Here is a 21,729-nt window from a genome sequence, read left to right as displayed (position 1 = left end):
TGAAACAGAACACAGTATAACGCCGGAAGCACCCCTCCTGCTTCAGATATCACTACCTGCTTTGTCGGGCCGCACCCACTTACACTTGCGAAATTAAATACTTACCTTTCCCTATCTTCTGCGAATCATCCATAAAAACAAGAATTTTTATGGTTCGGAGGTATATATTCCCTTTTTTCTGCTCAGAATGGGGGATGAGGTGATGAGCTATGAAAGAAGAAAACACAGGGGCTTCAAAAAATAAGTGGAGCCGTATTTTCCGCAAGAAGTGGTTTTTCCCGGCACTCTATTTGACGATTGCTGCACTGCTTCTATCGGTTGTCGTATGGTATCAGAATCTGGATAATCAGGTTCCGGATGCTGCAGAAGATCAGGAAGAAATTGTGAATGATGGGGACTTCGCTCCGACACCAATGGACGAGGAAGCCAATCCGGTAGTAGATCAGCAAGAATCCATTAAAATGCCTGTAGCGGATGAGGATCAAGCAGAAATCGTAACTAAATTTTATGATTACAACGCAGACCAGGAGGATCAGGAAAACGCTCTGGTTCTTTACAACAACCGCTTCTATCAAAGCACAGGTGTGGACATTGCATCGGCAGACGGTGAAGCATTCAGTGTACAAGCAGCATTAAGCGGCACAGTCAACGAAGTGAAGGAAGACCCGCTTCTAGGAAATGTCGTCATCCTTTCCCACGGGAATGAGATCATGACATATTATGCAAGCCTGGAGGATGTGACTGTACAGGCTGGCGAGGAAGTGAAGCAAGGAGACGAACTTGGTACTTCCGGGCAGAACCTGTTCGGCAAAGAGAATGGAACCCATGTTCACTTCCAGCTGAGAAAAGATGGAAATGAAGTGAACCCGGAAGAATTCTTCAATCAGCCGGTTACTAAACTGGACAGCGTAACGGAAGAAGCATCAGAAGGATCCGAGTCTCAGGAGGATGCAGAAGCATCGGAAGAATCCGAAGCTGCAGAAGATGCTGAAGAGCCTGCCGCAGAAGGTGAAGAAGAGGCAGCAGAAGACACAGATGAAGATGTAAAAGATGATGAAACAGAAGAAGATAAAGATGCAGCAGAAGACGACGCGGAGGATGAATTGGATTCCCCGTTGTTGGAACAGCCCTAGGTTAAATGAAAAATCCCTGGCATAAAGCTGGGGATTTTTTGTCTTTCTTCAAGGAGGTTACAAATACTCCCGGCTTTTCCCCCTGTTTGGGAAGCCCAGGCATGCATTTTTCAGATATAGGCTTGAGCTATACCTGGATATGATTTTTAAGTGTTATGCTATAGCTGTTTTGCCATGCTAGAATGATCTTACATTGAAACGAAAGTTAAGGGGGAGGAAATCATATGAAACGCAGCTTAGAAGAAAGACTGAAAGACGGGACAGTGATTGCAGGGGAAGGGTATTTATTTGAATTGGAACGCCGAGGGTATCTGCAGGCAGGATCATTTGTGCCAGAGGTGGCCTTGGATAATCCGGAAGCACTGAAACAAACGTACCGTGACTATATGAACGCAGGCTCTGATGTGGTGCTGGCCTTTACCTACAACGCACATAGGGAAAAGATGCGTATTATTGGCAAAGAGGATCTGCTGGAGCCGTTGAACAGGAATGCGATACGTCTAGCGAAAGAAGTCTCAAAGGAGCATCCGACAGAAGAAGCGTTGGTGGCAGGGAATATATCCAACACCAATATCTTTGACCCGGAAGATGCTGAATCCAAAGAGAAGGTCAGGAGCATGTTTGCTGAAATGGTGGAATGGTGCAAGGATGAGAGCGTTGATTATATCAATGGCGAAACATTCTATTACCATGAGGAAGCAGTTATAGCATTGGAAGAAATTCAAAAGGCTGGATTGCCAGCTGTCATCACATTAGGATTGATGGGTGAAAATATTTTGCGCGATGGTTATACGGTGGAAGAATCATGTAAAATCCTTTCCGAAAAGGGCGCGTTGGTGGTAGGAATGAATTGTTTCCGTGGACCTCGTACGATGCAGCCATATCTAGCCGAGATCCGCAAAAATGTCGATGGCTATGTAGGCGGATTGCCTATCCCGTACCGCACAACGGAGGAGCATCCTACCTTTTTCAATTTGCCTGACGGTGGATGCAGCTGCCATTTGCCATTAGAAACCACGTTCCCGACTTCCCTTGATCCGCTTTACCACAACCGTTATGAATTGGCTGAGTGGGCCAAAGAAGCGAAAGACATTGGCATAAACTATATCGGCTTGTGTTGCGGAGCGTCTCCTGCAATGCTGCGCGCGGTGGCAGAAGCTGCGGGTGTCGAAACGGTCAATTCCAAATACTCCCCGGACATGGAAAAACACTTTTTGTTTGGAAAAGACGAAACCTTGAAAAAGCATAACTTGGACTATCGCTTGAAAGCCTAATAGGCAGGGGCGGGTTACCAGCTCTACAGTCCGATGACATGTGTGTGAACGATAATTTTTAAAGCAAATAAGCAACAGACAGCAACATCAAAGAGTGGGAGAACTGTTTTCCCTCTTTGATGTTGTTTTACGTTTTAGGCTTATAGATCCCAATCCAATTGAAGGATCTCTTTCAGCAGCCGCAGCTGTTCATGCCCGATTTTATTCCCAATTTCCTTCTCCAGGTTCGCCTTCAATCCTTCATTCTTTTCATAGCATTCCTCCCCCAATTCGGTTAGCCGGATGCATTTGTCTTTTTTGTTGTTCTTCACATTGCTAATTTCGACTAATCCTTTGGCTTCCAGTTTTTTGATGAATTTATGGGTTGCCTGCCGGGAGATGTCTACATGTTTGGCAACATGCGCGATGGTGGGCTGCTTTTTATATATTCTGGCCATAATGAACCATTCGGAATTGGACAAGTGTATATCGCTGCTGTCATTCCATAATTTTTCCGTGATTTGCCGAAGCTGGTGGTGGCGTTCGCTTAATGCATCTATGAGATCCAGATTTTTGAGATGAGAATCCAACCGAATTCCTCCTATCCATCTTTCTTGCCATATAACTATAAAGAACCGCTCCAATATTGTCAACCAAGTTGACAATATCTTCAAAATGGCGTATGCTAGTTTTGTAAACTAAGTTGACAATCACAAGAGCTGGGGGCTACACGATGTTCAATGTTGGAGATGTAATCATCTATTCTGTCCATGGTTTGAGTAAAATTGATGATATATGTGATAAAACCTATGGGGATGTGACGAGAAGCTATTATGTACTGCACCCGCTTGAAGATCCGAAGTTGACCATCAACACCCCCGTCGACAATGAGCGGGTCGTCATGCTGGCGGTGATGGAAAAGGAGGAAGCGGAAGAAATCCTGCAATCCTTCCAGCAACCGGGCATCCAGTGGATAGAGGATGTAAGGCAGCGAAGGCAGACATATAGGAAGCTGGTGAATTCGGGGGACCGCAGGGAGATTGCCAAAGTGGTCAATACATTAATACGGAGAAAGCGGGAGGCGGAAAGGGAGCATAAGAAATTGCTGGACCAGGACCGCCATCTCTTGGCAAATACACAAAATATTATGTTCAAGGAATTGGCGGTGGCACTGAGAATTTCTGCGGAGGAAGTAGCTGATGAGGTGAACCGGATGATTGAATGACCTATATGGCATGCTTCATCTCCCTGGATGAAGCAGCTGCTTTTTACATATATTCTGCGCACGAAGAAGAGGAGAGAGAATCGGCATGGTAACACTGTTTGTCACACCAAGCTGCACGTCCTGCAGAAAGGCCAGAAAGTGGCTCCAGGCAAATGATATTGATTTTGCCGAACGGAATATCTTGTCGGAGTCATTGACATTACCGGAGATCATGGAAATTTTCCGGCTGACCGACAACGGGACCGAAGACCTGATTTCCACCCGTACTGAATGGTTCGAGAAAAACATCGATCATTTGGATGGGATGCATCTGACAGATTTATACTGCTTTATCCAAGACAATCCTAGTATATTAAGAAGTCCCATCATCCATGATGGAAAACGCCTGATGGTCGGGTTCAACGAATTTCAGATTCGGCGGTTCATTCCCAAATCGGTTCGTACCTCCCTGCTGCATGAAGCCCGCTTGTTGGATAGGGCGTAAACTAAAAGTATATGGTAAAGGAGGAGGGCCACAGGCTATATCCGACTATTTACCTATGAAGGCGCATGCACCCCTCTCTTTTTTCTTATAAGGATGAATGCTTAACCTCCGCCACTGCCCTGATGGTCACGCTTTTGTTCGTATTTGTCGAACGATAGGCCACTTATTTCGGCATAAGTTGTGGTAATATTAAAATTAGGTAAATATTTCGCAAAGATGTAGGGGATTGGAGGAGGATCGCTTCATCTATTACTGAAAAGGGGGCCTTCAAATGGTGAAATCAGCCTGGGCATTATATACAGAATATGGACAGGACTACTTGGAGAATATCCAGCAGTTACAGACGGCAGATGATACAGAACCAATTATACTGGCCTTGCGGGAACGATGTCTGAACGAAAAGACACCGGCCATGTTGAAGAAAGGTATGGAATTCCTATATATAAACGGTTTTTATGAGGACATGGATGAAATGATCCACAAGAACAGGACAACGGGAATTCCGTCGAATCACAGGTGGGCCGATGTCTATGAGTTGATGATGTATGCTGTTAAAGAAGATAAATCCCCATATCTCATTCTCCAGCAGGCCGAGCATTTCCCCACAGACGAGCCGGAATTGAAATGCCTTTTGGAATTCATTAAGCTGAATGCCTATCTCAATATGAACCGATTCACAGAATTCGGCAATTTTCTGGAGAAGTATCAGCACAGTTTGGATCAGGTTAACGACTGGATGTTGAAACATTGTTTCCAGTTAAGGCTGTATCAGATTTTCCTCTATTATCATCTCATGCGGAATGAGGTGCTGATGGCACGGAAATTCGGCTATCGTCTGATCAACCATGCCTATAATGATAGGGCGAAAATAAATGCGCATATCAAAATGGGCCTTTCCTACACCTTTGAAAGCTACGAACAGGGCATGTCCCATCTCCAAGAAGCATTGAAGCTAGCCGAAAAACGGCAACTGCAGAAAAAAATCCATATCATCAAGAATAATAATATCCCATTCCTGTCTGCCCATTTCAGGCGAGTGGAAGGAATTACGACTGTCGACAAGGCGGAACAAGCCCATTTAGAAATTGCCAAGGGAAACAATGACTTCGCGGTAGACATCCTCGAAGGACTGGACAGGGAAACGCCATTTAGAGTGTATTATTTGGGGAAGGCAAAACATGACCGGGAAATCCTGCTGCGTGCCTACCGGATGTTCATTGAACAGCGCAAAGACTTCTTTTTCAGCCGGCTTTCCCTCCAAGCCATCCGTGATTATGCTCTATGATTACTTATTGAACGAACGCTCAATCTGGAGAATGTATTTGATTAGAAGAGGGGGCTGCCGCCGGCCTTCAAGCTGGAGGGGGCCCATCTTATTTAAATGGCAAAGGTACCGCAAGCTAAACGAATAGGGGTGTGCTGCATGAAATCGGGGAAGAAATTATTCTTTTTAGCAATAATCACTGTATTTATCCTGACATCACCAGATCTATTGGATGTCCTCCTCCGCGATCCGGATCTGGGCGGAATCGACTGATAGAAACATTGGACAAACTGAAAAGTAGGTTGGCAAACCGGATTTTCGCACAGCGGGAATCCGGTTTATTTTAGGCGAGTCGATCTGCCCGCGTTTCTGAGCACCGGCCAAATTTCCTCGCGCCTTGGTGCGGGAATTGTAACGGAATTGTAAAAAATGGCCAGTCCCGCAGATTTATGCACAAAAACTAAGCATAAACCCCTCCCCCTGGTAATAAACATATACAAACCAAGCATACAGAAGTGTCTGAGGTGAGAGCTTGTGTGGCTTTTCTACATACCCAGCAATGAATCTTATGCCCAGTAGTGCCGGGAAAATATACTGAAGATTCTGTTATATACAAGCGGTTTTCCACAACACCGTTCCTTCTATTCATATCTTATCTTTGTACAGGACTTCAACCATATCCTTTTGACCTTGTCCAGATCGCCAGCCACAAGATAACTTGCACCTTGTCTCAAATACACCTCAGAAATACCTACACAGGGAGGCGAACGGTGTGCATGATTACATCAAAGAAAGGACAGTCCGGATAGGCGAGTATGTCGTCGAGTCCAAAAAAACAGTCCGGGTGATAGCCAAAGAATTTGGTGTGTCCAAAAGCACAGTCCACAAAGATCTGACGGAACGTTTACCAGAAATAAATCCCGAGCTGGCCAATCAGGTCAAGGAAATCCTCGAATACCACAAATCCATCCGCCATCTGCGCGGAGGAGAGGCAACCCGGAAAAAATATAAAATCCCAGCACCTGAAGGAGGCGAAGCAAAGCCGATAGGGTGATTGATATGGATAGAGGAAGGTATATCGAAAAATAGACGGATAAAACCCAGCCCAAGAGGCTGGGTTTTTTGGGTGAATTAAGTGGTGGTGTGGATGGTGCTTGGGATGGGCTGGTGTGGAGAGGGTATCGGCGGGGGATCGGTTAATCGGCAGCACCCCCCAGATACCCACCACCCCCCGCCAAACCACACCTGAAAAACACCCGATCAAGGCTTTCCTAAAAATTTTAGGAAACAGCAGTTAATTGTTGAAAACTGTGGTAAAATATAGTATTAGCAGTATCAGGTTTTTTGACAGAGGTAAGACAGTTATTTATACTAGGAGGATTTTGATCATGTTTTCCAGAGATATTGGAATTGATCTTGGAACAGCCAATGTGCTGATCCATGTTAAAGGGAAAGGGATTGTCCTGGATGAACCGTCTGTCGTTGCCATGGACCGCCAGACTGGCAAGGTGCTTGAGGTCGGTGAAGCGGCAAGGCGCATGGTCGGCAGGACGCCGGGAAATATTGATGCAATCCGTCCGCTGAAGGATGGGGTTATTGCTGATTTTGATGTAACTGAAGCGATGTTAAGGCATTTTATCAATAAAATAAATGTAAAAGGGCTTTTGACCAAGCCGAGGATGCTGATCTGCTGCCCGACGAATATTACGAAGGTCGAGCAGAAGGCGATCAAGGAAGCGGCCGAGAAGTCAGGCGGCAAGAAGGTCTACCTGGAAGAGGAGCCGAAAGTGGCTGCTATCGGGGCCGGCATGGAGATCTTCCAGCCGAGCGGAAACATGGTCGTTGATATTGGTGGCGGCACGACGGATGTGGCGGTGCTCTCCATGGGGGATATCGTGACGTCAGAGTCGATTAAGATGGCCGGGGATAAATTTGATCAGGAAATTCTTCAATACATAAAGAAGAAGTACAAACTCCTGATTGGTGAGCGTACGGCAGAAGATATCAAAATCAATGTGGCTACCGTATACGAGGGAGCGCGCTCTGAGGAAATCGAGATTCGCGGCCGGGATATGGTCAGCGGTCTGCCAAGGACCATCACCGTTTATTCCGACGAAGTGGAGGCTGCGCTTAGGGAATCCGTCTCGCTAATTGTCCAGGCGGCCAAATCCGTGCTGGAACGCACTCCGCCTGAATTATCTGCAGATATTATCGACCGCGGGGTCATCCTGACAGGCGGCGGGGCGATGATCCACGGAATTGATCAGCTGCTTGCCGAGGAATTGAAAGTACCGGTATTCATTGCAGATGAGCCGATGCACTGTGTTGCCAAAGGGACAGGGATCATGCTGGAAAATATCGATAAAATTGAACGTAGAAGAATCGGCTAAACCGAACCGATAGAAAACTAAAACTGCTGCCCATAGCCATACGAAAATTGTTATAAAAAGATGTGGGGGAAATCATCTTGTTGAGAGGTTTTTATACAGCCGCAAGCGGCATGATGGCTCAGCAGCGCCATCAAGAGGCATTGTCGAACAATATTGCAAATGCAAATACGCCGGGATATAAGGCGGATCAGTCTTCATTACGGGCATTTCCGGAGCTGTTGATCCAGAAGATGGGATCAACAGAGCTGCCGGTCACCCGGGGATACAGGGCGATGGACAGCCACCCGATCGGGTCATTGAATACGGGTGTCTACGTCCAGGAGCATACACCGAACCACAGCCAGGGGGATATCAGAGAAACAGGCATCACTACCGATTTGGCGATTGTCAACGGGGATTTGCCGGATGAAGAGGGCGGCCTGTTTTTCACCGTCCAGAATGCAGCTGGCGAGGAGCGGTACACCCGGAACGGTAATTTCACCGTCGATGGTGCAGGATTCCTGACCACCAGCCAAGGATATTATGTGCTGGATGAGGCAGGGAATCCGATTCAGACGAACGGGATGGAATTCACCGTAACGGGCGATGGGGTTCTTCAGACAGCGGGCGGCGATGTGCCGTTGGGCATTGCTTATACGCCTGATGCCAATGAATTGGCCAAGGAGGGCAATGGCCTATTTGCCAGCGAAGCAGAACTGGCTCCTGCAAATGGGAATTTTCAAATCCATCAGGGGCATCTGGAGAGGTCGAATGTCGACTCGCTGCAGTCCATGACCCAGATGATGGAGACATACCGCAATTTTGAGATGAATCAGCGTGTCCTTCGTGCATATGATGAAAGCATGGGCAAGGCTGTCTCGGAAATCGGGCGGTTGGGATAGATAGCGGATAGCGGCAGAAGGAAGATATGGTCAATAACCGCAGCCGTGTTAGCTGTGGGGAAAATATGACGGCAGGGCGCTTTGTCCTGTTTCGTGAAGAAAAAGGAGAATCTCTATGTCCAACCCGATGATCCAGGCAGCTGTGACAATGAATCAGCTGCAACAGAAGATGGATGTTATAGGAAACAACCTGGCCAACAGCCAGACAACCGGATATAAAAGCCGCCAAGGGGAATTTTCCTCCCTGCTTTATCAGCAGATCGACAATATGAAGCACCCGGCAAACAATGAAGGCCGCCGGACACCGGATGGCATCAGGGTCGGTACGGGAGCGGGACTCGGCTCGATTACTGCCAACCAGACGAGCGGAGCGATTGCCGAAACCGGCAGAGCACTGGATGCCGCTCTGTTGAATGACCGGCATTATTTTCAAATCCAGGTGACCGAAAATGGCAATTCAGAAACGCGCTATACCCGGAACGGCTCTTTCTACCTGAATCAGCTTAATAATCAGGGAGACCTTGTGCTGTCCGCCGCGGATGGCAGTCCGGTGGTCGGCCAGGACGGACCGATTGTCATAGAGGAAGGATTTGAAGCGATCCAAATAAATCCGGATGGCCGGGTGATGACCACCCGTAATGGCCAGCAGCAGCTGGAAGGTACCCTCGATGTAGTGGAAGCTGTCCGTCCGCGCCTGCTGGAAGCGGCAGGGGACAGCTACTTCCGCGTGCCGGCGAATAGCGGTTTTAATGTGGGTGACATTATTCAGGGAGCTGCCCCGGCTGGTGATTTGATACAGAGCGGGGCACTGGAGCAGTCCAATGTGGATATGGCCAAGGAGATGAACGATCTCATAATGGCCCAGCGTTCCTATCAATTCAATTCCCGGACCATTTCCATGGGGGACCAGATGGCCGGCCTGATCAGCCAGCTGAGAGGATGAATCGATAGTCCGTGATTCATCTATGAAAATATGATACAATTTAGCCAGATTACGTATTTTGTCGAGAATTAAGGAGTCACAGCCGATGTCAAATAACCAATCAGAGCAGCAATCAAGGAAAGCCTATAAAAAGTCGAAAAAGAACCAGTCGGCCAAGCCGGCCACAGATGCCACATCCCGGAAAGAATGGAAGGAGCAGAAGCAGGAAGAAAGCCTGGCAAGTTTCCAGCGGAGACGCCGTGCCTTTCCGATTTGGCTGCGTGTCATCGTGGTCATACTGCTTGCGGCCATGGCATTGATTGTCGGCCTCATGATTGGTTACAGTGTGCTTGGTGATGGACATCCGATGGAGATATTGAGAAAAGATACCTGGCAGCATATTTATGAAATTGTTTTCCAGGGCACCAATTAAAAAGCATCCTGATTTCAAGCGTGAAATCAGGATGCTTTTTGTGTGAGGCTAAGTCCTCCGGTTGCCCGTAATCAGACGATAGATCAGGACAATGAGTGCGATCACCAGCAGGATATGGACGAGGCCCCCGGCAATTTCAAATACAAGGCCAAGCACCCAAAGAGCCAGCAATATGAGTAGAATCGTCCAAAGCATTCGGCATCCTCCTTACTTTAAGCTGCCGTATTATTGGTTTCATTCCTTTTTGAGCGGATAGGCAAACATAACTTTGGTATAATGGGGCAGACAGTAATAACGAAGGAGAGATCTTATCATGGACATTGAACAAATCAAAGAAACCATCCCACACCGTTATCCATTCCTTCTCGTTGATAAAGTGACGGAAATGGAAGAGGGGAAGCGTGTGGTCGGATTGAAAAATGTATCGGTAAATGAGCCGTTTTTCCAAGGGCATTTTCCCGACTATGCGGTCATGCCAGGCGTACTGATCATTGAAGCACTAGCCCAGGTCGGTGCCATCGGCGTGCTCGGCATGGAAGCAAATAAAGGCAAGCTCGGATTTCTGGCAGGTGTCGACAAATGCCGCTTCAAACGCCAGGTAAGACCAGGCGACCAACTGCAGCTCGAGGTCGACATTGTCCGGATAAAAGGCCCAATTGGCAAGGGAAAAGGCATTGCCAAAGTAAACGGCGAAGTAGCCTGTGAAGCGGAAATCACCTTCGCAATTAAATAAAACACCACTAGTAGCTAGCATGCCCTGAAAAATTCGGCCAGTATCCCAAACGATAAGAAAAAAATTTTCCGGAAAAAATATGTATCACTTCCTTGATAGTGGTTAAGCTAATCGCGATAGCGAACCACAAAGGAGGAAAACATAACATGAATAGAAAATTGCTTATCAAACTTGGTGCCCCTGTTTTGGCACTGTCCCTGGCTGCAGCTTGCGGTACTACAGAAGAAGACCAGCAGCAGGACGATCAAATGATGGAAGAAGAAGCTCCTGCCACAGAGGAAGATGAAGCGCCATTAAACCAAGAAGATGATAATAACAATGAAAATCCAGTAGAAGAAGATGAAGGCATGGGCGAAGATGGCGGAATGGATAATGGCAACAACGGCAATGGAAACGGCGGAGCCGGCGGCGAAAATGAAAACGGCGACGGTGGAATGGGCGAACAGTAAAAATTGTATACATGTATAAAAGAAGCAGAACGGCATTTGACAAGCGTTCTGCTTTTTTACTTGGAAGGCGGGAACGACTGCCGGACTTTTAGGCAGGTAGTATATGTAGGTAGCGGCGGATCATGTGAGTGAGGTGGGGATAAGCTGTGACACCTGGTGATATCGAACGCGGGCGGGGGATAATTTTTTATACCTGGCGATAAATTGCGTGAGGTGCTGATAAAAGCGCGCTCTTGCTGATACCGCTTGTGACCAGCGGATAAATATGCTCACCTGGCGAAAAAATCTGTCAGTTGCTGATAACCTGTCGCACGTGCTGATATCGCGCGTGACCACCGGATAAAGTTATTCACCTGGCGAAAAAATCTGTCAGCTGCCGATAATCGGTCGCACCTAGCGATATCCCGCGTGACCAGCGGATAAATATGCTCACCTGGCGATAAAATCATTAAGTTGCCGATACCCTGTCGCGCGTGCTGATACCGTTTGTGACCAGCGGATAAATTTGTGTACCTAGCGAAAAAATCTGTAAGCTGCCGATACCCTGTCGCACCTAGCGATATTCCGTATCAACTGCCGATAACCTTAGCACCTGCCGATACCCAAACTTCAAACCCCCACACACCAATAAAGACAGCCACTCTTCAACGAGTGGCTGTCTGCATTAGTCTTCTTTTTGTTCTTCCTTATTGCCTTTAGCTTCATCCATTTGGTTGTCCTGAAGCTGTGACCCCTGTTCTGTGTCTTTTGGATCACGGATGACATCTTTTTTATCTTTATCACTCATTGTATATCGCCTCCTATTCATGGTTTACCCGCTCCAGACGTGCGGGCAAACATTTACATTAGGATTAAGCTTTCACTGCTGGTGTTGCTTGGTTTTTCTTTTTTGGCGACTGTTTTCTAACAGGCGCTTTTGCTTTGTTGGTTGGTGTTTTGGTGTCTATTTTCGGTTTGGAAGCATCTTTTTCCTCTTCATTGCTTTCATTGCTGTTTTCTTCCTGATTGTTACTGTTTTCATCGCCATCGGAATTTCCGTTATCCGCTTGCCCCTGTGCTGCTTTCATATCATTTGACTGTAGCTGGGAGTCGTCGTTTGTATTTTGCTCTTCGTCTTCGTTCTGTGGTTCGCCTTGTTGCTGGTCACGCTTTTTCACTTTGCTGCTCAGCTGTTTGGTTTTGTCGCTGGCAGTAGTACGGATTTGGTCATATTTATCGCGGGCATTGGTGCTGATTTCGTTATATTTTTCCCTGGTAGTATCGCTTAGCTCTCTGGATTTGGTGACAGTCTTATCCTTGATATTGCCTGCCTGGCTGCTGACATCTTCACGCATTTCCTTCCCGGACTTCGGCGCCATGAATAGGGTAGTAGCCACGCCAAGAGCATAGCCGATCATGCCCCCGCGAATCACGTCCTTCTGTGTGTATAGTTTCTTTTCACTGTTTTTTTCTTCACTCATGCTAAACCCTCCTAAAAGATTTTATTTAATAAAATAATTGATTTGGAAAAGCACACCCCATCCTATCGCATTCGGGCCTCACCCACCTCAACTCGGGCGCCACGCCGCCAGACTCGGGCCCCGCACCCCGCGACTCGGGCCGCACCCACCGCGACTCGGGCGCCACACTGCCGGACTCGGGCCGCACCCACCTCAACTCGGGCGCCACACTGCCGGACTCGGGCCCCGCATCCGGCAACTCGGGCCTCATCCTCCACAACTCGGGCCTCATCCTCCACAACTCGGGCCCGCATCCCGCCACCCACCACAGCCCAAGCGTCACGCCCGCCGCTCACCCTCATCCTACAACCGACTGTCTTCTCCCAACTTGCTTTCCAGCCTTTCAAGCCGCTGCTGGAGCTGTTCGTTTTCCTGCTTCAGCTGATTTTGTTCGCTTTTGGCTGCTTGGGAATTGAGGTATGGATCATTTTCCCACCAGTCCATGCCGATTTCCTTGGCTTTATCGACAGAGGCGACGATCAGCCGAATTTTGATGGACAGGAGCTCGACGTCGGCGATACCGACACGGATGTCACCGGCGATGACCACCCCCTTATCGAGGACGGTTTCCAGGACATCGACGAGGTTGCTGGATTGGTTCATGGTTTGGGGTGAATGTTCACTGGCCATGGCAATGGCCTCCTTTCGAGTGGATTTATAGTAGATTTCCAAGCGGGCCGAGGTCGATGTTCAAGTCCTCATCATCCAGCCCGAAAATATCTTTCAGCTCTTCCATTTTCATATCGAGATTCATCAGGGCGACGCCGATATTTTCAATTTCTTCTTCACTCAAGGTGCCTCCGTCGACGCGTCGGATCGCCTGGCGTTCGACGAGCTGCCTCAGCAGTTCGATGATGGTAAGCACCAGCTGGGCCAGGCCTTCTTCTGCACTGTCGGAATCGATCTGGATCCGGCCGCTTTTTTCTGGGCGGTGGTCCAGGTCATTCAAGGAACCAGCGTTATTCAGATTGATGGATGACACGGTTCAATTCCTCCTTTTCCCGGTCAAATTCTTTGGAAGACAAGGCTTCCGCCGTTTCCTGGTTGGACTCGATCAGGGTTTCCACCGAGGAAATCAGCACCCGGAGATCCAGGTAGACGAGGTCCACACCCGCGATGGACAGGATTAGATCACCTTTGATGGCGACACCCTTGTCCAACACGACATCAAGCACGTCAATCAGGCCGACTTCCTTGTTTTCAAATTCATGCCGATTTGCCACAGGATCCCTCCACTCTAGCTGATTTTTGCGAAGTGGTAGGATGGCCATGGACCGGTCACTTCCATGATCCAGCCGTCATCCTTCCACTGCTCCTGCTGCTGTTTGACCTTCTCCAGAAAATCCTCTACTTCATCTTTTTTCAGCATGTAGACACTGTTCCAGCACATTTCTTCCTGCCTGCCGGTTACATCGCGGTTCCAGTTCTTCTTCACTTCGGTGTCTGCGCTCATTTCTTTCAGGTTTTCATGGATGTTTTCGGAAAAACGGTGCTTCTCCCGTTCAGCTTCCTGGTCAATCAGCTGATCCAGCTTGCGTTTCTCCAAATATTGCCGGCCGGGGGACAGCTTGGATATTTCTTCGCGCTTTGCCTCCACATTATCATTTCGGGCAGCGACGGTTTCCTTGATTTTATTAGCATCGCAGTAAATTTTCAGGATCCATTCTTCCTTGCCCTCAATCTCCCCGAACAATTCCTGGATCCGCTCCTTATGCGGTTCCAATGTGTTTTTCAGGCTTTCTTCACTAGAATAGATGGTGCAGAATTTCATCGGGATCACGGAATATTTTTCATACAGCTTCATGAGCGCTTCGTGATGATGGAAGGCCTTTTCGTGAAGCCAGTTCGGATCCTCGGTCTTCTGCTTCAGTTGTTCCTCTCCGTATTCTTCTGCATCAAGCTCGCAAACGACCGCCTCAATCCCATCGAGCAGCAGGCTGTAGGTGTCATGCTCGCCGTCGAGCCCTTTGCAGGCGGGAAGGGGGTCGGTATGTTCCTCCCGCTCTGGGATGATTCCGTATAAGTAAATAAGATTTCCCATATTGATTCCCTCACTTCTTGTTTCGCTTCGTCATTTCTTCTATTTGTTCCATTTCGCGTTTTTTGGCTATTTCATAGCGGATGAGCAGTTCGGATTCCTGCTGCTTATAGGCATCGTCCTCAATTTCCCCGAGTTCATACATCATCTGCAGGTGGATCAGTTTCTGCTGGATATGCTCCAGGTCATAGAATTCCCTGTCCACTTCTTCCTTCACTTTCTCGCCGATTTTGACGACCATGTTAATGGGGGAAGTGAAGATCTTATGGATCATGGGGTTTCCTGCTCTTCTACTTTCAGCTTGATATTGATGAAATTATAGGCGGGCCATGGTCCGGTGTATTTAAAGTCCACCCGGTCCTGCCACTGATCATGCAGTTCATTGACCATCTCATCAAATTCCGCTTCCTTGTCGTGGTCGATCAGGTACGCGGCATTGAGCAGCATCTTCTCGCCGATCGGGTCATTTGTCTTGGCCGCTTCTGCCAGTGGCTTCAGTGGTTCATGGATCTCCGTCTCCATTTCGCTCTGCATGCCCTGGAAAAAGTCTTTGGCCATTTCGCCGAGCTGAATCCGGTCAAAATAGCCGGCAGCCTCGGACTTGGATTGGACGACCTGTTTCTTCTTGGCCACGTTCTCGTTTTGGTTGATATTTTTCTCGAGCCATTCCTTTTTGCCGATCACTTTCAGCCCGACTTCGATTTTTCCTTTGATTTTCGGGAATAATTTTTCCAACTGTGGATAAAGGCTTTCCGCCAATGCAGCCACATCTTCATCGGTATGGAAGACATTGCCGAAGCTGATCGGCACCACGGTATCGGATTTTTCCATGACAGTCGAGATGACCTGCTGGTGCATCATCAGATTTTCCCTGCTTGGATGATAGATTTTCATCGGCACCTCGGTGACCACCATGGCCGCATCCTTATAATGGATGGTGCGGATTTCCCGCTCCTCGCCTTCAAATTCGACCGTGCCGAAAGAGGCTTCCTCGTCTGTCTGTATGCAGCAAAATACATAGATTCCCTGCTCTTCACTCATGTTTCTTCCCCCACTTTCACTTTTCTGCATTCCTGTTCCAGCTGCTTTCTCACCCGGGAATGGTGTTTTTCCTCGACGGAATTCTTCAATGGGAACCAGGTGACATCCAGGCAGAGCTGGACAAAGCCTTCATCATTTCCATCGATCGGCACCTCTTGGCGAGAGGCGATTTCCGCAATCATGAGGCATGCACGAAGGCCGGGGCCGTTGCCATCTTCCTTCTGTGAGGTGAGGCTGCGGACTTTCTCCATCAAGCGGACGATTGCTTCTGCCTCTGCTTGTTCCACGTCCGTTTTACTCATCACCGCGGTGACTTTTGCCTCCGTATCCATCGCATCCATCGGCAGGGTCACCATCCGGTCGAGCAAGGCATCCTGGGTGGAATAGACGCCGGCATACTCCGCCGGATTGCTGGTAAAAATGACCGAGAATTCTGGATGGACATTCACATAGGTGCCTTTCTGCTTGGTTCCGTACAACGGCAGAATCCGCTCCTCGAGAATCGGCAGGAAAATGTTATTGGTCTCCGGACGGGAGCGGGTGAACTCGTCATATACCAGCGTATAGCCCTTCTGGATAGCCTCCAGGAGCCGCCCGTCCGTCCAGGATTCACTGACATTTTCTTCTATCTTATAGACGCTCCGCACATAGTTGTCCTTCAGCTTATTCCGCGTGTATCCGGAGTAGGTGCCGATCAGGTCCTCATTGGACAGGTCTCGGTTGCCATGGATCAGCATGACCGGGCGGTTCCGCTGTTTGGCGATATGGAGGCCGAGTGTCGTCTTGCCGATACCGGACGGGCCGGTGAAATGAATCGGGTAGCCTGCGTCCAGATAGCCCAAGCTGCGATAGATGAGATCCTGGTAATACGTGGATTCCTCATACAGCTGATTCTGTTGTTGGATTGTTTTGCTGTCCGCCATGACATGATCCTCCTATGCCTGTTCTTCCAAATCGCTGCGGTACCTGAGGCTGATCCGGGAAAATCCCATCACATCCAGTTCATCATCCAGAAAAATTTCATACAGGCCGATCATCTGGTCATTCCCGTATTTCTTCATATATTCCTTTTCCTCAATGACTTCGACCAGGCCGCGCCAGCCTTCCTGTTCCTCATCTTTTCGCCGGGTAACAGAGATGATTTTATGCGGCGGGGCTATATGCTGCCGGAAAAATTGGTTGATCTCTTCCATTACTTGCATGAAAAACCTTCCTTCCTATCAGTCTCGTAAGTATGAGGCAGAACCCCGCTGCCGCCGGGCTCTGCAAATGGATGGTCTATGGGATATTAAGCATTTTCGTAGTCATATTCATAGTCGGTGCGGGCGGAAAGCCTGTCGGACAGACCGTCTTCCTCTACATCGTCATGAAGCAGGCCGACCGCTTCCGCATAGCGGAGCCACGTATCGACACTGGCAACGACCACCCGGGCCTCGACTGTAATCAGTTCAATCCCTACAACGGAGACGCGGGCAAACGCGTCGATGACAATCCCCTTATCGAGAATGCGGTCAATAACCTCTGCCAGACCGGAACTATCGGTTGATTTTTGAATAGCCATAATGAAACATGCTCCTTTCTGAATTAGTATCTATTGAAAAAGCTGTAACAGCTTTTTATCTTCGCCCTCTCATCTTGAAGCGGGAGGCTGCTTTCAAATCCAGCAACTGCCCAGATTCTTCTGCCGATGCGTCCTAATGATCTATCCGCAATTGGCCCAAGCAGGCTGTCTCCGCCTACCGGTTGCTTGCATAACCGTTGATGTTTTTGACACCTTTGATGCTGCTGACACCCTTGATGTCTTTTGCGCTTTTGATATGGCTGACGCCTTTAATGTCCTTGGCTCCGTATACCCTTCGCTTGCTGCGAGAAGAACTGGAGGAAGTCCGCCCGTCCAAGCGGTCCTGGAAATCTTCGCCGGCCTCCTTGGCATTGGCGAGTTTCTCCCGTACAGTCAACAGGGCATCTTGAGCCTTGTCTTGGAAGTCCTCCGCATTGGAATGGACCTTCTCAGCATTTTCCTCTTTCTTGTCCTGTAGCTGATCGGCTGCCTGCTCGATCTTGCCCTGGATGTTTTCCTTCAATTTATCCTTAAACTGGTCGGCCATCTCATCCCTTGCTTCACTCTCCACTTCTTCCTTGAACTCCGCCGGGTCATCTGCCCGTTTAACGGCCCGCTTGACTCTCGGCAGCTGATTCGAGATGCCGTCTTTCAGCTTCGGCAGCAGAATGGGAGTCGCCGAACCAAGGAAAGTCAGGGTGCCGGTGATCAGCGATGCCTTCGTTCCCGGACTAATATTCCATTTGTCTCCCATAGATAACCTCCTTCTATTCAAAAGGGGCCGGATGACCGACACCTGGAAGAAACCCTATAGATGGATACCCTTTATAAACAATTGAAAACTGGCTAATATTTCCTAATTAATTCGTATACCCTAAAAATAAAGAACGAATAACCCCGAATTTGCTGATAAAACCGCTTTCCAAGCGATATTTCAGCCGTACTGGTGATATTTAACAGGTGCTGCTGATAAAATTTCGCACCGGCTGATATGTGAAGCGAGCTGCTGATAAATCTGCGCACCAGGTGCTGCCGGGCACGAGCTGCCGATAAATTTATGCACCAGGTGATATCCCGCGTGAGCTGCTGATAAATTAGCGCACCTGCAGATATCCTGCGTGTGCTCTGCGGATAAATCTGAGCACCAGGTGATATCTGGTGTGAGCAGCTGATAAATTGGTGCACCTGCAGATATCCCGCGTGAGCAGCTGATAAACTAGCGCATCGGCTGATATCCTGCGTGTGCTGCCGATAAATCTGTGCACCAGGTGATATCTGGTGTGAGCAGATGATAAATTCGTGTACCTGGTGATATCTGGCGTGAGCTGCCGATAAATCTGCGTACCAGGTGATATCCCGTGTGTGCTGCTGACAAATTCGCGCATCGGCTGATACCAGGCGTGGCCCCATGTAGTTTCCTAACGTATCTCCTTCTAGGAATCAACCACAGAATTGTACTTCCGCACTAGGAACAAGATGGAAGGCGAGACGCTCATCGCGGCATACGGATTCTTCAAACCATACAGAAATGACGCCCCGTCTCTGTGGTGCAACGCAAGCTAGACGGAAAGAATGCATAAAAAAGCCGCGGTAATTTGTCCGTAAGAACGAAATACCGCGGCATTCTCAGAATCTATCACATGTGAGCCAGCATAAAACCGTTTTAGTGTTTTTTATTCATATGTTTAATCTGTCCAAGCAAGGACGGCGAATGTATCCTATATTATCAACGAGGATAACAAGAAAAACTGTGGGTAGCCCCTACTCTTATGTCCTGAATGACGATTCCTGTATTGTACCGGTTGCAGAGATTTATCGTCGCTGCACCCAATGTCGGAATGGCCACGATCATCGCGGTCAAAACGGTTGGGCTTTTGCCCCAAATTTTAGCGATGGCCGCCATCATTCCCCAAAATCCCCCATTCCAAGCGGAACCTTTTACAATATCAGTAACCTGCTGATGGGTCAGATAATACCTTTTCACGCTTCTAATACTGTAATTAGGCTCTACCATGCCGGGTTCGGAAAAGCTACTGGAAGCTGTGTTCAGGAAAGAGAGCACTTCCTCCGGAGACACATCCCCCTTGCCATTCACCTTATTGGCCTTTTTGGTGTATAAATAATACAACTCCTGCGCTTCGTTACTTAGTTGTTTAATGTCGCGTTTCTTGTTTTTTGATAAGTTTTCCATGTCCAAATTCTGATCCAATTCCTCAATAGCGTTCACCATAACTTGCACTTTTGCTAGATCCTCTTCGCTGACATCCACTTGCACAGACTTACTTAACTCGGGCGCGTCTTTCACCATACTGTCACCCTCCGCAAAAGCGACACTGCTACCAAACGTACTGACCAACAAAGTGGTTGCAATGATCAATGAAAACAGCTTTTTCACGCGTATTCCCCCCTTCTATTAAATTCACTTTTAAAGTATCATAATCTATTTAACTTTGGTATAGTTCGAACTATTCATACCTTCGACATATTCAGTCAGCCAAATAGAGTAATAGAAATAGGGATATCGGTATATTGATTTCTTAAACCATCAGTAATAGGATAAGGGGGAATAACAATCAAACAAGTGGGACGGGGTTGATTTCACGCATGTTCTTTAAAAACGCCAGTCAAGAAGAAAAAAAGAATGCAGACATATCCGGCCGGGCTACTTTCATCTTTTGGGGAATATTCCTTTTAGTGAATGCTGCCTCTGAATTGGTCTATGACAAACCAGTGATAAGCAGCTCATTGATTATCCTCATCTCCGGGCTGGTTGTATTTTTTACCACCGACCTTATCCTAAAGTTGAAACGGCGCAATGGAAAGTGAAGGAATCGTCCAAAACAGTATAAAATTCCCTTGGAACGTAACGGGTTGAGTTATAGGGGGAGAAAACAATAAATAACACTATTTAGGGGTACGAATGGCATAACTTTTCGTGCTCCTTTTTCATTGATAAACACTTATTAGTTCCAAATACCCAAATTGACATGGTAAATAGCGCAACTGCTGATATATGAGCGTGCTGCCGATAAAGCTATGTTCCGACTGATATGTGGCATGAGCTGCCAATAAATCTGTGCCCCAGCTGATATCCTGTGTGAGCAGCCGATAAATCCGTGCATCAGCTGATATTCCGCGTGATCTGCTGATAAATTCACGCATCGGCTGATATCCTGCTTGTGCTGCGGATAAATCTGAGCACCAGGAGATATCTGACACGAGCAGCCGATAAAATTGCGTACCAGGCGATATCCCGTGTGAGCTGCGGATAAATCTGAGCACCAGGTGATATCCTGCCTGAGCAGCCGATAAAATTTCGCACCAGGCGATATCCTGCGTGTGCTGCCGATAAATCCGTGCACCAGCTGATATTTCGCCTGAGCTGCTGATAAACCTGCACCCCCGTCAATACCCCCGCCCTGACCAACTCACCCCAGCCAGTCACCTCTCCTGACTGTCCGGTCATTTGTGGGAAAAATCTCTTTCTCAAGAAGTGTATATTTGACTTGCTAGAGCGCTTGGCCCCTGTATATAATGGGAAAGATGCAGAATATATAGAAATGCATGTGACTGACCGGTTAGTCATATAGAATAAAGGTAGGCAAAAGTAATCTAAGAATGTGGCGTAATCGCGATAAGTTAAGCCTGCATCAGGTTCGGCTTCAGCAGTACCGGGAAACAAGCGGAACTTTTTATATACATAATTAGGTCGCTAAATCTGGGCTGTGCACCATCCAACAGCTGTGATAGGCGTTCAGCTTTCGCCAATCCGGGCAATTACAGATGTTCCGAGCGAGAAAGCCCACGGTTTTAATCGTGGGATGATAGCTCGGTCGGATACGGAGTACCACTAAAAAACGCAAAGTTTATGATACTTCAAGTATCCGAAAATTCCTTCTCTTTAGGTTTGTTTGTTGTAGTCTGGCGAATAAGCAAATACAATAAGTATATGAATGAATACAGAAGAACAAAAACCACCGTATCATTAGTAAATTACCATTTCGTTTTTTGTCCTCGATACAGAAGAAAAATATTCCTCCGTGCGGATGTAGAGGAACGTTTTAAACAGTTAGTACAAGAAATATGTGGAGAATTGGAAATTATCATTGTCGCTTTAGAGTGCGATAAAGACCATACCCATTTATTTCTAAACGCACCCCCAACATTTAGTCCTGCTGGAATTATGGCAAAAATCAAAGGAGTGACTTCTAAAAAGTTGCGAGAGGATTTTTCTTATCTTGCCAAGCATATGGACTCGTTCCTACTTTGTATCTACCGCGGGGAATGTATCGAGCCAAACCATTAAACATTATGTGGAACAGCAAAAAACAAGGGGGTGAAACTGTGTCGCAGACTATAACCGTCAAAATAAAACTGCTTCCCACAAAAGAACAAGCAACTATCTTGCAAGAAATGAGTAAGG

At 47.7% G+C, this 21,729-nt stretch carries 30 protein-coding genes and 1 pseudogene; 15 read left to right on the top strand and 16 right to left on the bottom strand.

Annotation, left to right across the window (positions count from 1 at the left end; translation table 11 throughout):
• The first annotated feature begins 209 nt into the window (after nt 1–209).
• Entirely contained in the window at nt 210–1,133 is a 924-nt protein-coding gene (locus ACFODW_RS11120; protein ID WP_390306377.1) for a peptidoglycan DD-metalloendopeptidase family protein, read from the top strand.
• A gap of 224 nt (nt 1,134–1,357) precedes the next feature.
• The gene (locus ACFODW_RS11115) at nt 1,358–2,407 is read left to right on the top strand and encodes a homocysteine S-methyltransferase family protein (RefSeq protein ID WP_390306375.1); all 1,050 of its coding nucleotides are present in this window, start codon (nt 1,358–1,360) and stop codon (nt 2,405–2,407) included.
• Between the two features lie 140 nt (nt 2,408–2,547).
• Here the strand turns inward: ACFODW_RS11115 and ACFODW_RS11110 are convergent, their stop codons facing one another.
• Nucleotides 2,548–2,976, bottom strand: a complete 429-nt coding sequence (locus ACFODW_RS11110) for a MarR family winged helix-turn-helix transcriptional regulator (protein ID WP_390306373.1) — start codon at nt 2,974–2,976, stop codon at nt 2,548–2,550.
• Nucleotides 2,977–3,119: 143 nt separating this feature from the next.
• Between ACFODW_RS11110 and ACFODW_RS11105 the strand changes: the two genes are divergently transcribed.
• The 9 genes from ACFODW_RS11105 to ACFODW_RS11065 all read left to right on the top strand — a co-directional run bounded on the left by ACFODW_RS11105 (nt 3,120) and on the right by ACFODW_RS11065 (nt 9,985).
• Complete coding sequence (locus ACFODW_RS11105) at nt 3,120–3,611, top strand: CarD family transcriptional regulator (protein WP_390306371.1); 492 nt, start codon at nt 3,120–3,122, stop codon at nt 3,609–3,611.
• A gap of 85 nt (nt 3,612–3,696) precedes the next feature.
• Nucleotides 3,697–4,095: a transcriptional regulator Spx gene (gene spx, locus ACFODW_RS11100; protein WP_390306368.1), complete on the top strand. Its 399-nt coding sequence runs from the start codon at nt 3,697–3,699 to the stop codon at nt 4,093–4,095.
• A 271-nt stretch (nt 4,096–4,366) separates the two neighbouring features.
• Nucleotides 4,367–5,380 (top strand): AimR family lysis-lysogeny pheromone receptor, encoded by a 1,014-nt coding sequence (locus ACFODW_RS11095; protein WP_390306366.1) that lies wholly within the window; start codon nt 4,367–4,369, stop codon nt 5,378–5,380.
• Nucleotides 5,381–5,476: 96 nt separating this feature from the next.
• Entirely contained in the window at nt 5,477–5,632 is a 156-nt protein-coding gene (locus ACFODW_RS11090) for a hypothetical protein (RefSeq protein WP_390306364.1), read from the top strand.
• 499 nt (nt 5,633–6,131) lie between these two features.
• Complete coding sequence (gene spoIIID, locus ACFODW_RS11085) at nt 6,132–6,413, top strand: sporulation transcriptional regulator SpoIIID (protein WP_390306362.1); 282 nt, start codon at nt 6,132–6,134, stop codon at nt 6,411–6,413.
• 334 nt (nt 6,414–6,747) lie between these two features.
• Nucleotides 6,748–7,749, top strand: a complete 1,002-nt coding sequence (gene mreB / locus ACFODW_RS11080) for a rod shape-determining protein (protein WP_390306359.1) — start codon at nt 6,748–6,750, stop codon at nt 7,747–7,749.
• Between the two features lie 77 nt (nt 7,750–7,826).
• Complete coding sequence (locus ACFODW_RS11075; RefSeq protein WP_390306358.1) at nt 7,827–8,630, top strand: flagellar hook-basal body protein; 804 nt, start codon at nt 7,827–7,829, stop codon at nt 8,628–8,630.
• A 115-nt stretch (nt 8,631–8,745) separates the two neighbouring features.
• Entirely contained in the window at nt 8,746–9,573 is an 828-nt protein-coding gene (locus ACFODW_RS11070; protein WP_390306356.1) for a flagellar hook-basal body protein, read from the top strand.
• An 85-nt stretch (nt 9,574–9,658) separates the two neighbouring features.
• Nucleotides 9,659–9,985 (top strand): DNA-directed RNA polymerase subunit beta, encoded by a 327-nt coding sequence (locus tag ACFODW_RS11065; RefSeq protein ID WP_390306354.1) that lies wholly within the window; start codon nt 9,659–9,661, stop codon nt 9,983–9,985.
• Between the two features lie 48 nt (nt 9,986–10,033).
• Here the strand turns inward: ACFODW_RS11065 and ACFODW_RS11060 are convergent, their stop codons facing one another.
• Nucleotides 10,034–10,180 carry a lmo0937 family membrane protein gene (locus ACFODW_RS11060; RefSeq protein ID WP_390306352.1) on the bottom strand — a complete coding sequence of 49 codons (147 nt, stop codon included), beginning with the start codon at nt 10,178–10,180 and terminating at the stop codon, nt 10,034–10,036.
• Between the two features lie 118 nt (nt 10,181–10,298).
• Here ACFODW_RS11060 and fabZ point away from each other — a divergent pair, with 118 nt between their 5' ends.
• Both fabZ and ACFODW_RS11050 read left to right on the top strand, forming a co-directional pair.
• Complete coding sequence (gene fabZ / locus ACFODW_RS11055) at nt 10,299–10,718, top strand: 3-hydroxyacyl-ACP dehydratase FabZ (protein WP_390306350.1); 420 nt, start codon at nt 10,299–10,301, stop codon at nt 10,716–10,718.
• A 146-nt stretch (nt 10,719–10,864) separates the two neighbouring features.
• Nucleotides 10,865–11,167 carry a hypothetical protein gene (locus ACFODW_RS11050; protein WP_390306348.1) on the top strand — a complete coding sequence of 101 codons (303 nt, stop codon included), beginning with the start codon at nt 10,865–10,867 and terminating at the stop codon, nt 11,165–11,167.
• 664 nt (nt 11,168–11,831) lie between these two features.
• Here the strand turns inward: ACFODW_RS11050 and ACFODW_RS11045 are convergent.
• The 13 genes from ACFODW_RS11045 to ACFODW_RS10985 all read right to left on the bottom strand — a co-directional run bounded on the left by ACFODW_RS11045 (nt 11,832) and on the right by ACFODW_RS10985 (nt 19,701).
• Nucleotides 11,832–11,954, bottom strand: a complete 123-nt coding sequence (locus ACFODW_RS11045; RefSeq protein ID WP_390306346.1) for a hypothetical protein — start codon at nt 11,952–11,954, stop codon at nt 11,832–11,834.
• A 64-nt stretch (nt 11,955–12,018) separates the two neighbouring features.
• On the bottom strand, nt 12,019–12,627 hold the full coding sequence (locus ACFODW_RS11040; protein WP_390306344.1) for a YtxH domain-containing protein: 609 nt from the start codon (nt 12,625–12,627) through the stop codon (nt 12,019–12,021).
• Between the two features lie 342 nt (nt 12,628–12,969).
• Entirely contained in the window at nt 12,970–13,296 is a 327-nt protein-coding gene (locus ACFODW_RS11035; protein ID WP_390306341.1) for a gas vesicle protein, read from the bottom strand.
• A gap of 25 nt (nt 13,297–13,321) precedes the next feature.
• Nucleotides 13,322–13,606, bottom strand: coding sequence for a gas vesicle protein K (locus tag ACFODW_RS11030; protein WP_390306853.1), 285 nt, complete (start codon nt 13,604–13,606; stop codon nt 13,322–13,324).
• A 19-nt stretch (nt 13,607–13,625) separates the two neighbouring features.
• Complete coding sequence (locus ACFODW_RS11025) at nt 13,626–13,889, bottom strand: gas vesicle protein (protein WP_390306339.1); 264 nt, start codon at nt 13,887–13,889, stop codon at nt 13,626–13,628.
• 14 nt (nt 13,890–13,903) lie between these two features.
• Nucleotides 13,904–14,707, bottom strand: a complete 804-nt coding sequence (locus ACFODW_RS11020; RefSeq protein WP_390306336.1) for a GvpL/GvpF family gas vesicle protein — start codon at nt 14,705–14,707, stop codon at nt 13,904–13,906.
• Nucleotides 14,708–14,717: 10 nt separating this feature from the next.
• Entirely contained in the window at nt 14,718–14,978 is a 261-nt protein-coding gene (locus tag ACFODW_RS11015) for a gas vesicle protein GvpG (protein ID WP_390306334.1), read from the bottom strand.
• A complete protein-coding gene (locus ACFODW_RS11010; RefSeq protein WP_390306331.1) occupies nt 14,975–15,745 on the bottom strand; it encodes a GvpL/GvpF family gas vesicle protein in 771 nt (256 codons plus the stop codon). Before ACFODW_RS11010 ends, ACFODW_RS11015 begins: the two co-directional genes overlap by 4 nt.
• Entirely contained in the window at nt 15,742–16,668 is a 927-nt protein-coding gene (gene gvpN, locus ACFODW_RS11005) for a gas vesicle protein GvpN (RefSeq protein ID WP_390306329.1), read from the bottom strand. The genes ACFODW_RS11010 and gvpN overlap by 4 nt, the downstream gene beginning before the upstream one ends.
• A gap of 12 nt (nt 16,669–16,680) precedes the next feature.
• Complete coding sequence (gvpO, locus tag ACFODW_RS11000; RefSeq protein ID WP_390306327.1) at nt 16,681–16,947, bottom strand: gas vesicle protein GvpO; 267 nt, start codon at nt 16,945–16,947, stop codon at nt 16,681–16,683.
• Between the two features lie 86 nt (nt 16,948–17,033).
• Entirely contained in the window at nt 17,034–17,306 is a 273-nt protein-coding gene (gene gvpA / locus ACFODW_RS10995) for a gas vesicle structural protein GvpA (RefSeq protein WP_390306325.1), read from the bottom strand.
• Nucleotides 17,307–17,481: 175 nt separating this feature from the next.
• On the bottom strand, nt 17,482–18,060 hold the full coding sequence (gvpQ, locus tag ACFODW_RS10990; RefSeq protein ID WP_390306322.1) for a gas vesicle protein GvpQ: 579 nt from the start codon (nt 18,058–18,060) through the stop codon (nt 17,482–17,484).
• A 972-nt stretch (nt 18,061–19,032) separates the two neighbouring features.
• Nucleotides 19,033–19,701, bottom strand: coding sequence for a hypothetical protein (locus ACFODW_RS10985; RefSeq protein WP_390306320.1), 669 nt, complete (start codon nt 19,699–19,701; stop codon nt 19,033–19,035).
• 197 nt (nt 19,702–19,898) lie between these two features.
• Here ACFODW_RS10985 and ACFODW_RS10980 point away from each other — a divergent pair, with 197 nt between their 5' ends.
• Nucleotides 19,899–20,132 carry a hypothetical protein gene (locus ACFODW_RS10980; RefSeq protein WP_390306318.1) on the top strand — a complete coding sequence of 78 codons (234 nt, stop codon included), beginning with the start codon at nt 19,899–19,901 and terminating at the stop codon, nt 20,130–20,132.
• Nucleotides 20,133–20,252: 120 nt separating this feature from the next.
• On the opposite strand, the gene ACFODW_RS10975 is transcribed toward ACFODW_RS10980, so the two are convergent.
• A complete protein-coding gene (locus ACFODW_RS10975) occupies nt 20,253–20,588 on the bottom strand; it encodes a hypothetical protein (protein ID WP_390306317.1) in 336 nt (111 codons plus the stop codon).
• A 667-nt stretch (nt 20,589–21,255) separates the two neighbouring features.
• Between ACFODW_RS10975 and tnpA the strand changes: the two are divergent.
• Nucleotides 21,256–21,646: pseudogene (gene tnpA, locus ACFODW_RS10970) on the top strand (IS200/IS605 family transposase).
• Nucleotides 21,647–21,729: the final 83 nt, after the last annotated feature.

The sequence above is a fragment of the Virgibacillus sediminis genome, from assembly GCF_042643265.1.
GTDB classification, from domain to species: domain Bacteria; phylum Bacillota; class Bacilli; order Bacillales; family Amphibacillaceae; genus Virgibacillus_O; species Virgibacillus_O sediminis.
This window is presented reverse-complemented; position numbering and strand designations above follow the sequence as displayed.

Bases quoted from the DNA above. Each gene is read 5' to 3' on its own strand.
- ACFODW_RS11120 (WP_390306377.1), top strand. From the start codon at position 210: ATGAAAGAAGAAAACACAGGGGCTTCAAAAAATAAGTGGAGCCGTATT.
- ACFODW_RS11115 (WP_390306375.1), top strand. From the start codon at position 1,358: ATGAAACGCAGCTTAGAAGAAAGACTGAAAGACGGGACAGTGATTGCA.
- ACFODW_RS11105 (WP_390306371.1), top strand. From the start codon at position 3,120: ATGTTCAATGTTGGAGATGTAATCATCTATTCTGTCCATGGTTTGAGT.
- spx (WP_390306368.1), top strand. From the start codon at position 3,697: ATGGTAACACTGTTTGTCACACCAAGCTGCACGTCCTGCAGAAAGGCC.
- ACFODW_RS11095 (WP_390306366.1), top strand. From the start codon at position 4,367: ATGGTGAAATCAGCCTGGGCATTATATACAGAATATGGACAGGACTAC.
- ACFODW_RS11090 (WP_390306364.1), top strand. From the start codon at position 5,477: ATGGCAAAGGTACCGCAAGCTAAACGAATAGGGGTGTGCTGCATGAAA.
- mreB (WP_390306359.1), top strand. From the start codon at position 6,748: ATGTTTTCCAGAGATATTGGAATTGATCTTGGAACAGCCAATGTGCTG.
- ACFODW_RS11070 (WP_390306356.1), top strand. From the start codon at position 8,746: ATGTCCAACCCGATGATCCAGGCAGCTGTGACAATGAATCAGCTGCAA.
- ACFODW_RS11065 (WP_390306354.1), top strand. From the start codon at position 9,659: ATGTCAAATAACCAATCAGAGCAGCAATCAAGGAAAGCCTATAAAAAG.
- ACFODW_RS11060 (WP_390306352.1), bottom strand. From the start codon at position 10,180: ATGCTTTGGACGATTCTACTCATATTGCTGGCTCTTTGGGTGCTTGGC.
- fabZ (WP_390306350.1), top strand. From the start codon at position 10,299: ATGGACATTGAACAAATCAAAGAAACCATCCCACACCGTTATCCATTC.
- ACFODW_RS11050 (WP_390306348.1), top strand. From the start codon at position 10,865: ATGAATAGAAAATTGCTTATCAAACTTGGTGCCCCTGTTTTGGCACTG.
- ACFODW_RS11045 (WP_390306346.1), bottom strand. From the start codon at position 11,954: ATGAGTGATAAAGATAAAAAAGATGTCATCCGTGATCCAAAAGACACA.
- ACFODW_RS11040 (WP_390306344.1), bottom strand. From the start codon at position 12,627: ATGAGTGAAGAAAAAAACAGTGAAAAGAAACTATACACACAGAAGGAC.
- ACFODW_RS11035 (WP_390306341.1), bottom strand. From the start codon at position 13,296: ATGGCCAGTGAACATTCACCCCAAACCATGAACCAATCCAGCAACCTC.
- ACFODW_RS11020 (WP_390306336.1), bottom strand. From the start codon at position 14,707: ATGGGAAATCTTATTTACTTATACGGAATCATCCCAGAGCGGGAGGAA.
- ACFODW_RS11015 (WP_390306334.1), bottom strand. From the start codon at position 14,978: ATGATCCATAAGATCTTCACTTCCCCCATTAACATGGTCGTCAAAATC.
- ACFODW_RS11010 (WP_390306331.1), bottom strand. From the start codon at position 15,745: ATGAGTGAAGAGCAGGGAATCTATGTATTTTGCTGCATACAGACAGAC.
- gvpN (WP_390306329.1), bottom strand. From the start codon at position 16,668: ATGGCGGACAGCAAAACAATCCAACAACAGAATCAGCTGTATGAGGAA.
- gvpO (WP_390306327.1), bottom strand. From the start codon at position 16,947: ATGCAAGTAATGGAAGAGATCAACCAATTTTTCCGGCAGCATATAGCC.
- gvpA (WP_390306325.1), bottom strand. From the start codon at position 17,306: ATGGCTATTCAAAAATCAACCGATAGTTCCGGTCTGGCAGAGGTTATT.
- gvpQ (WP_390306322.1), bottom strand. From the start codon at position 18,060: ATGGGAGACAAATGGAATATTAGTCCGGGAACGAAGGCATCGCTGATC.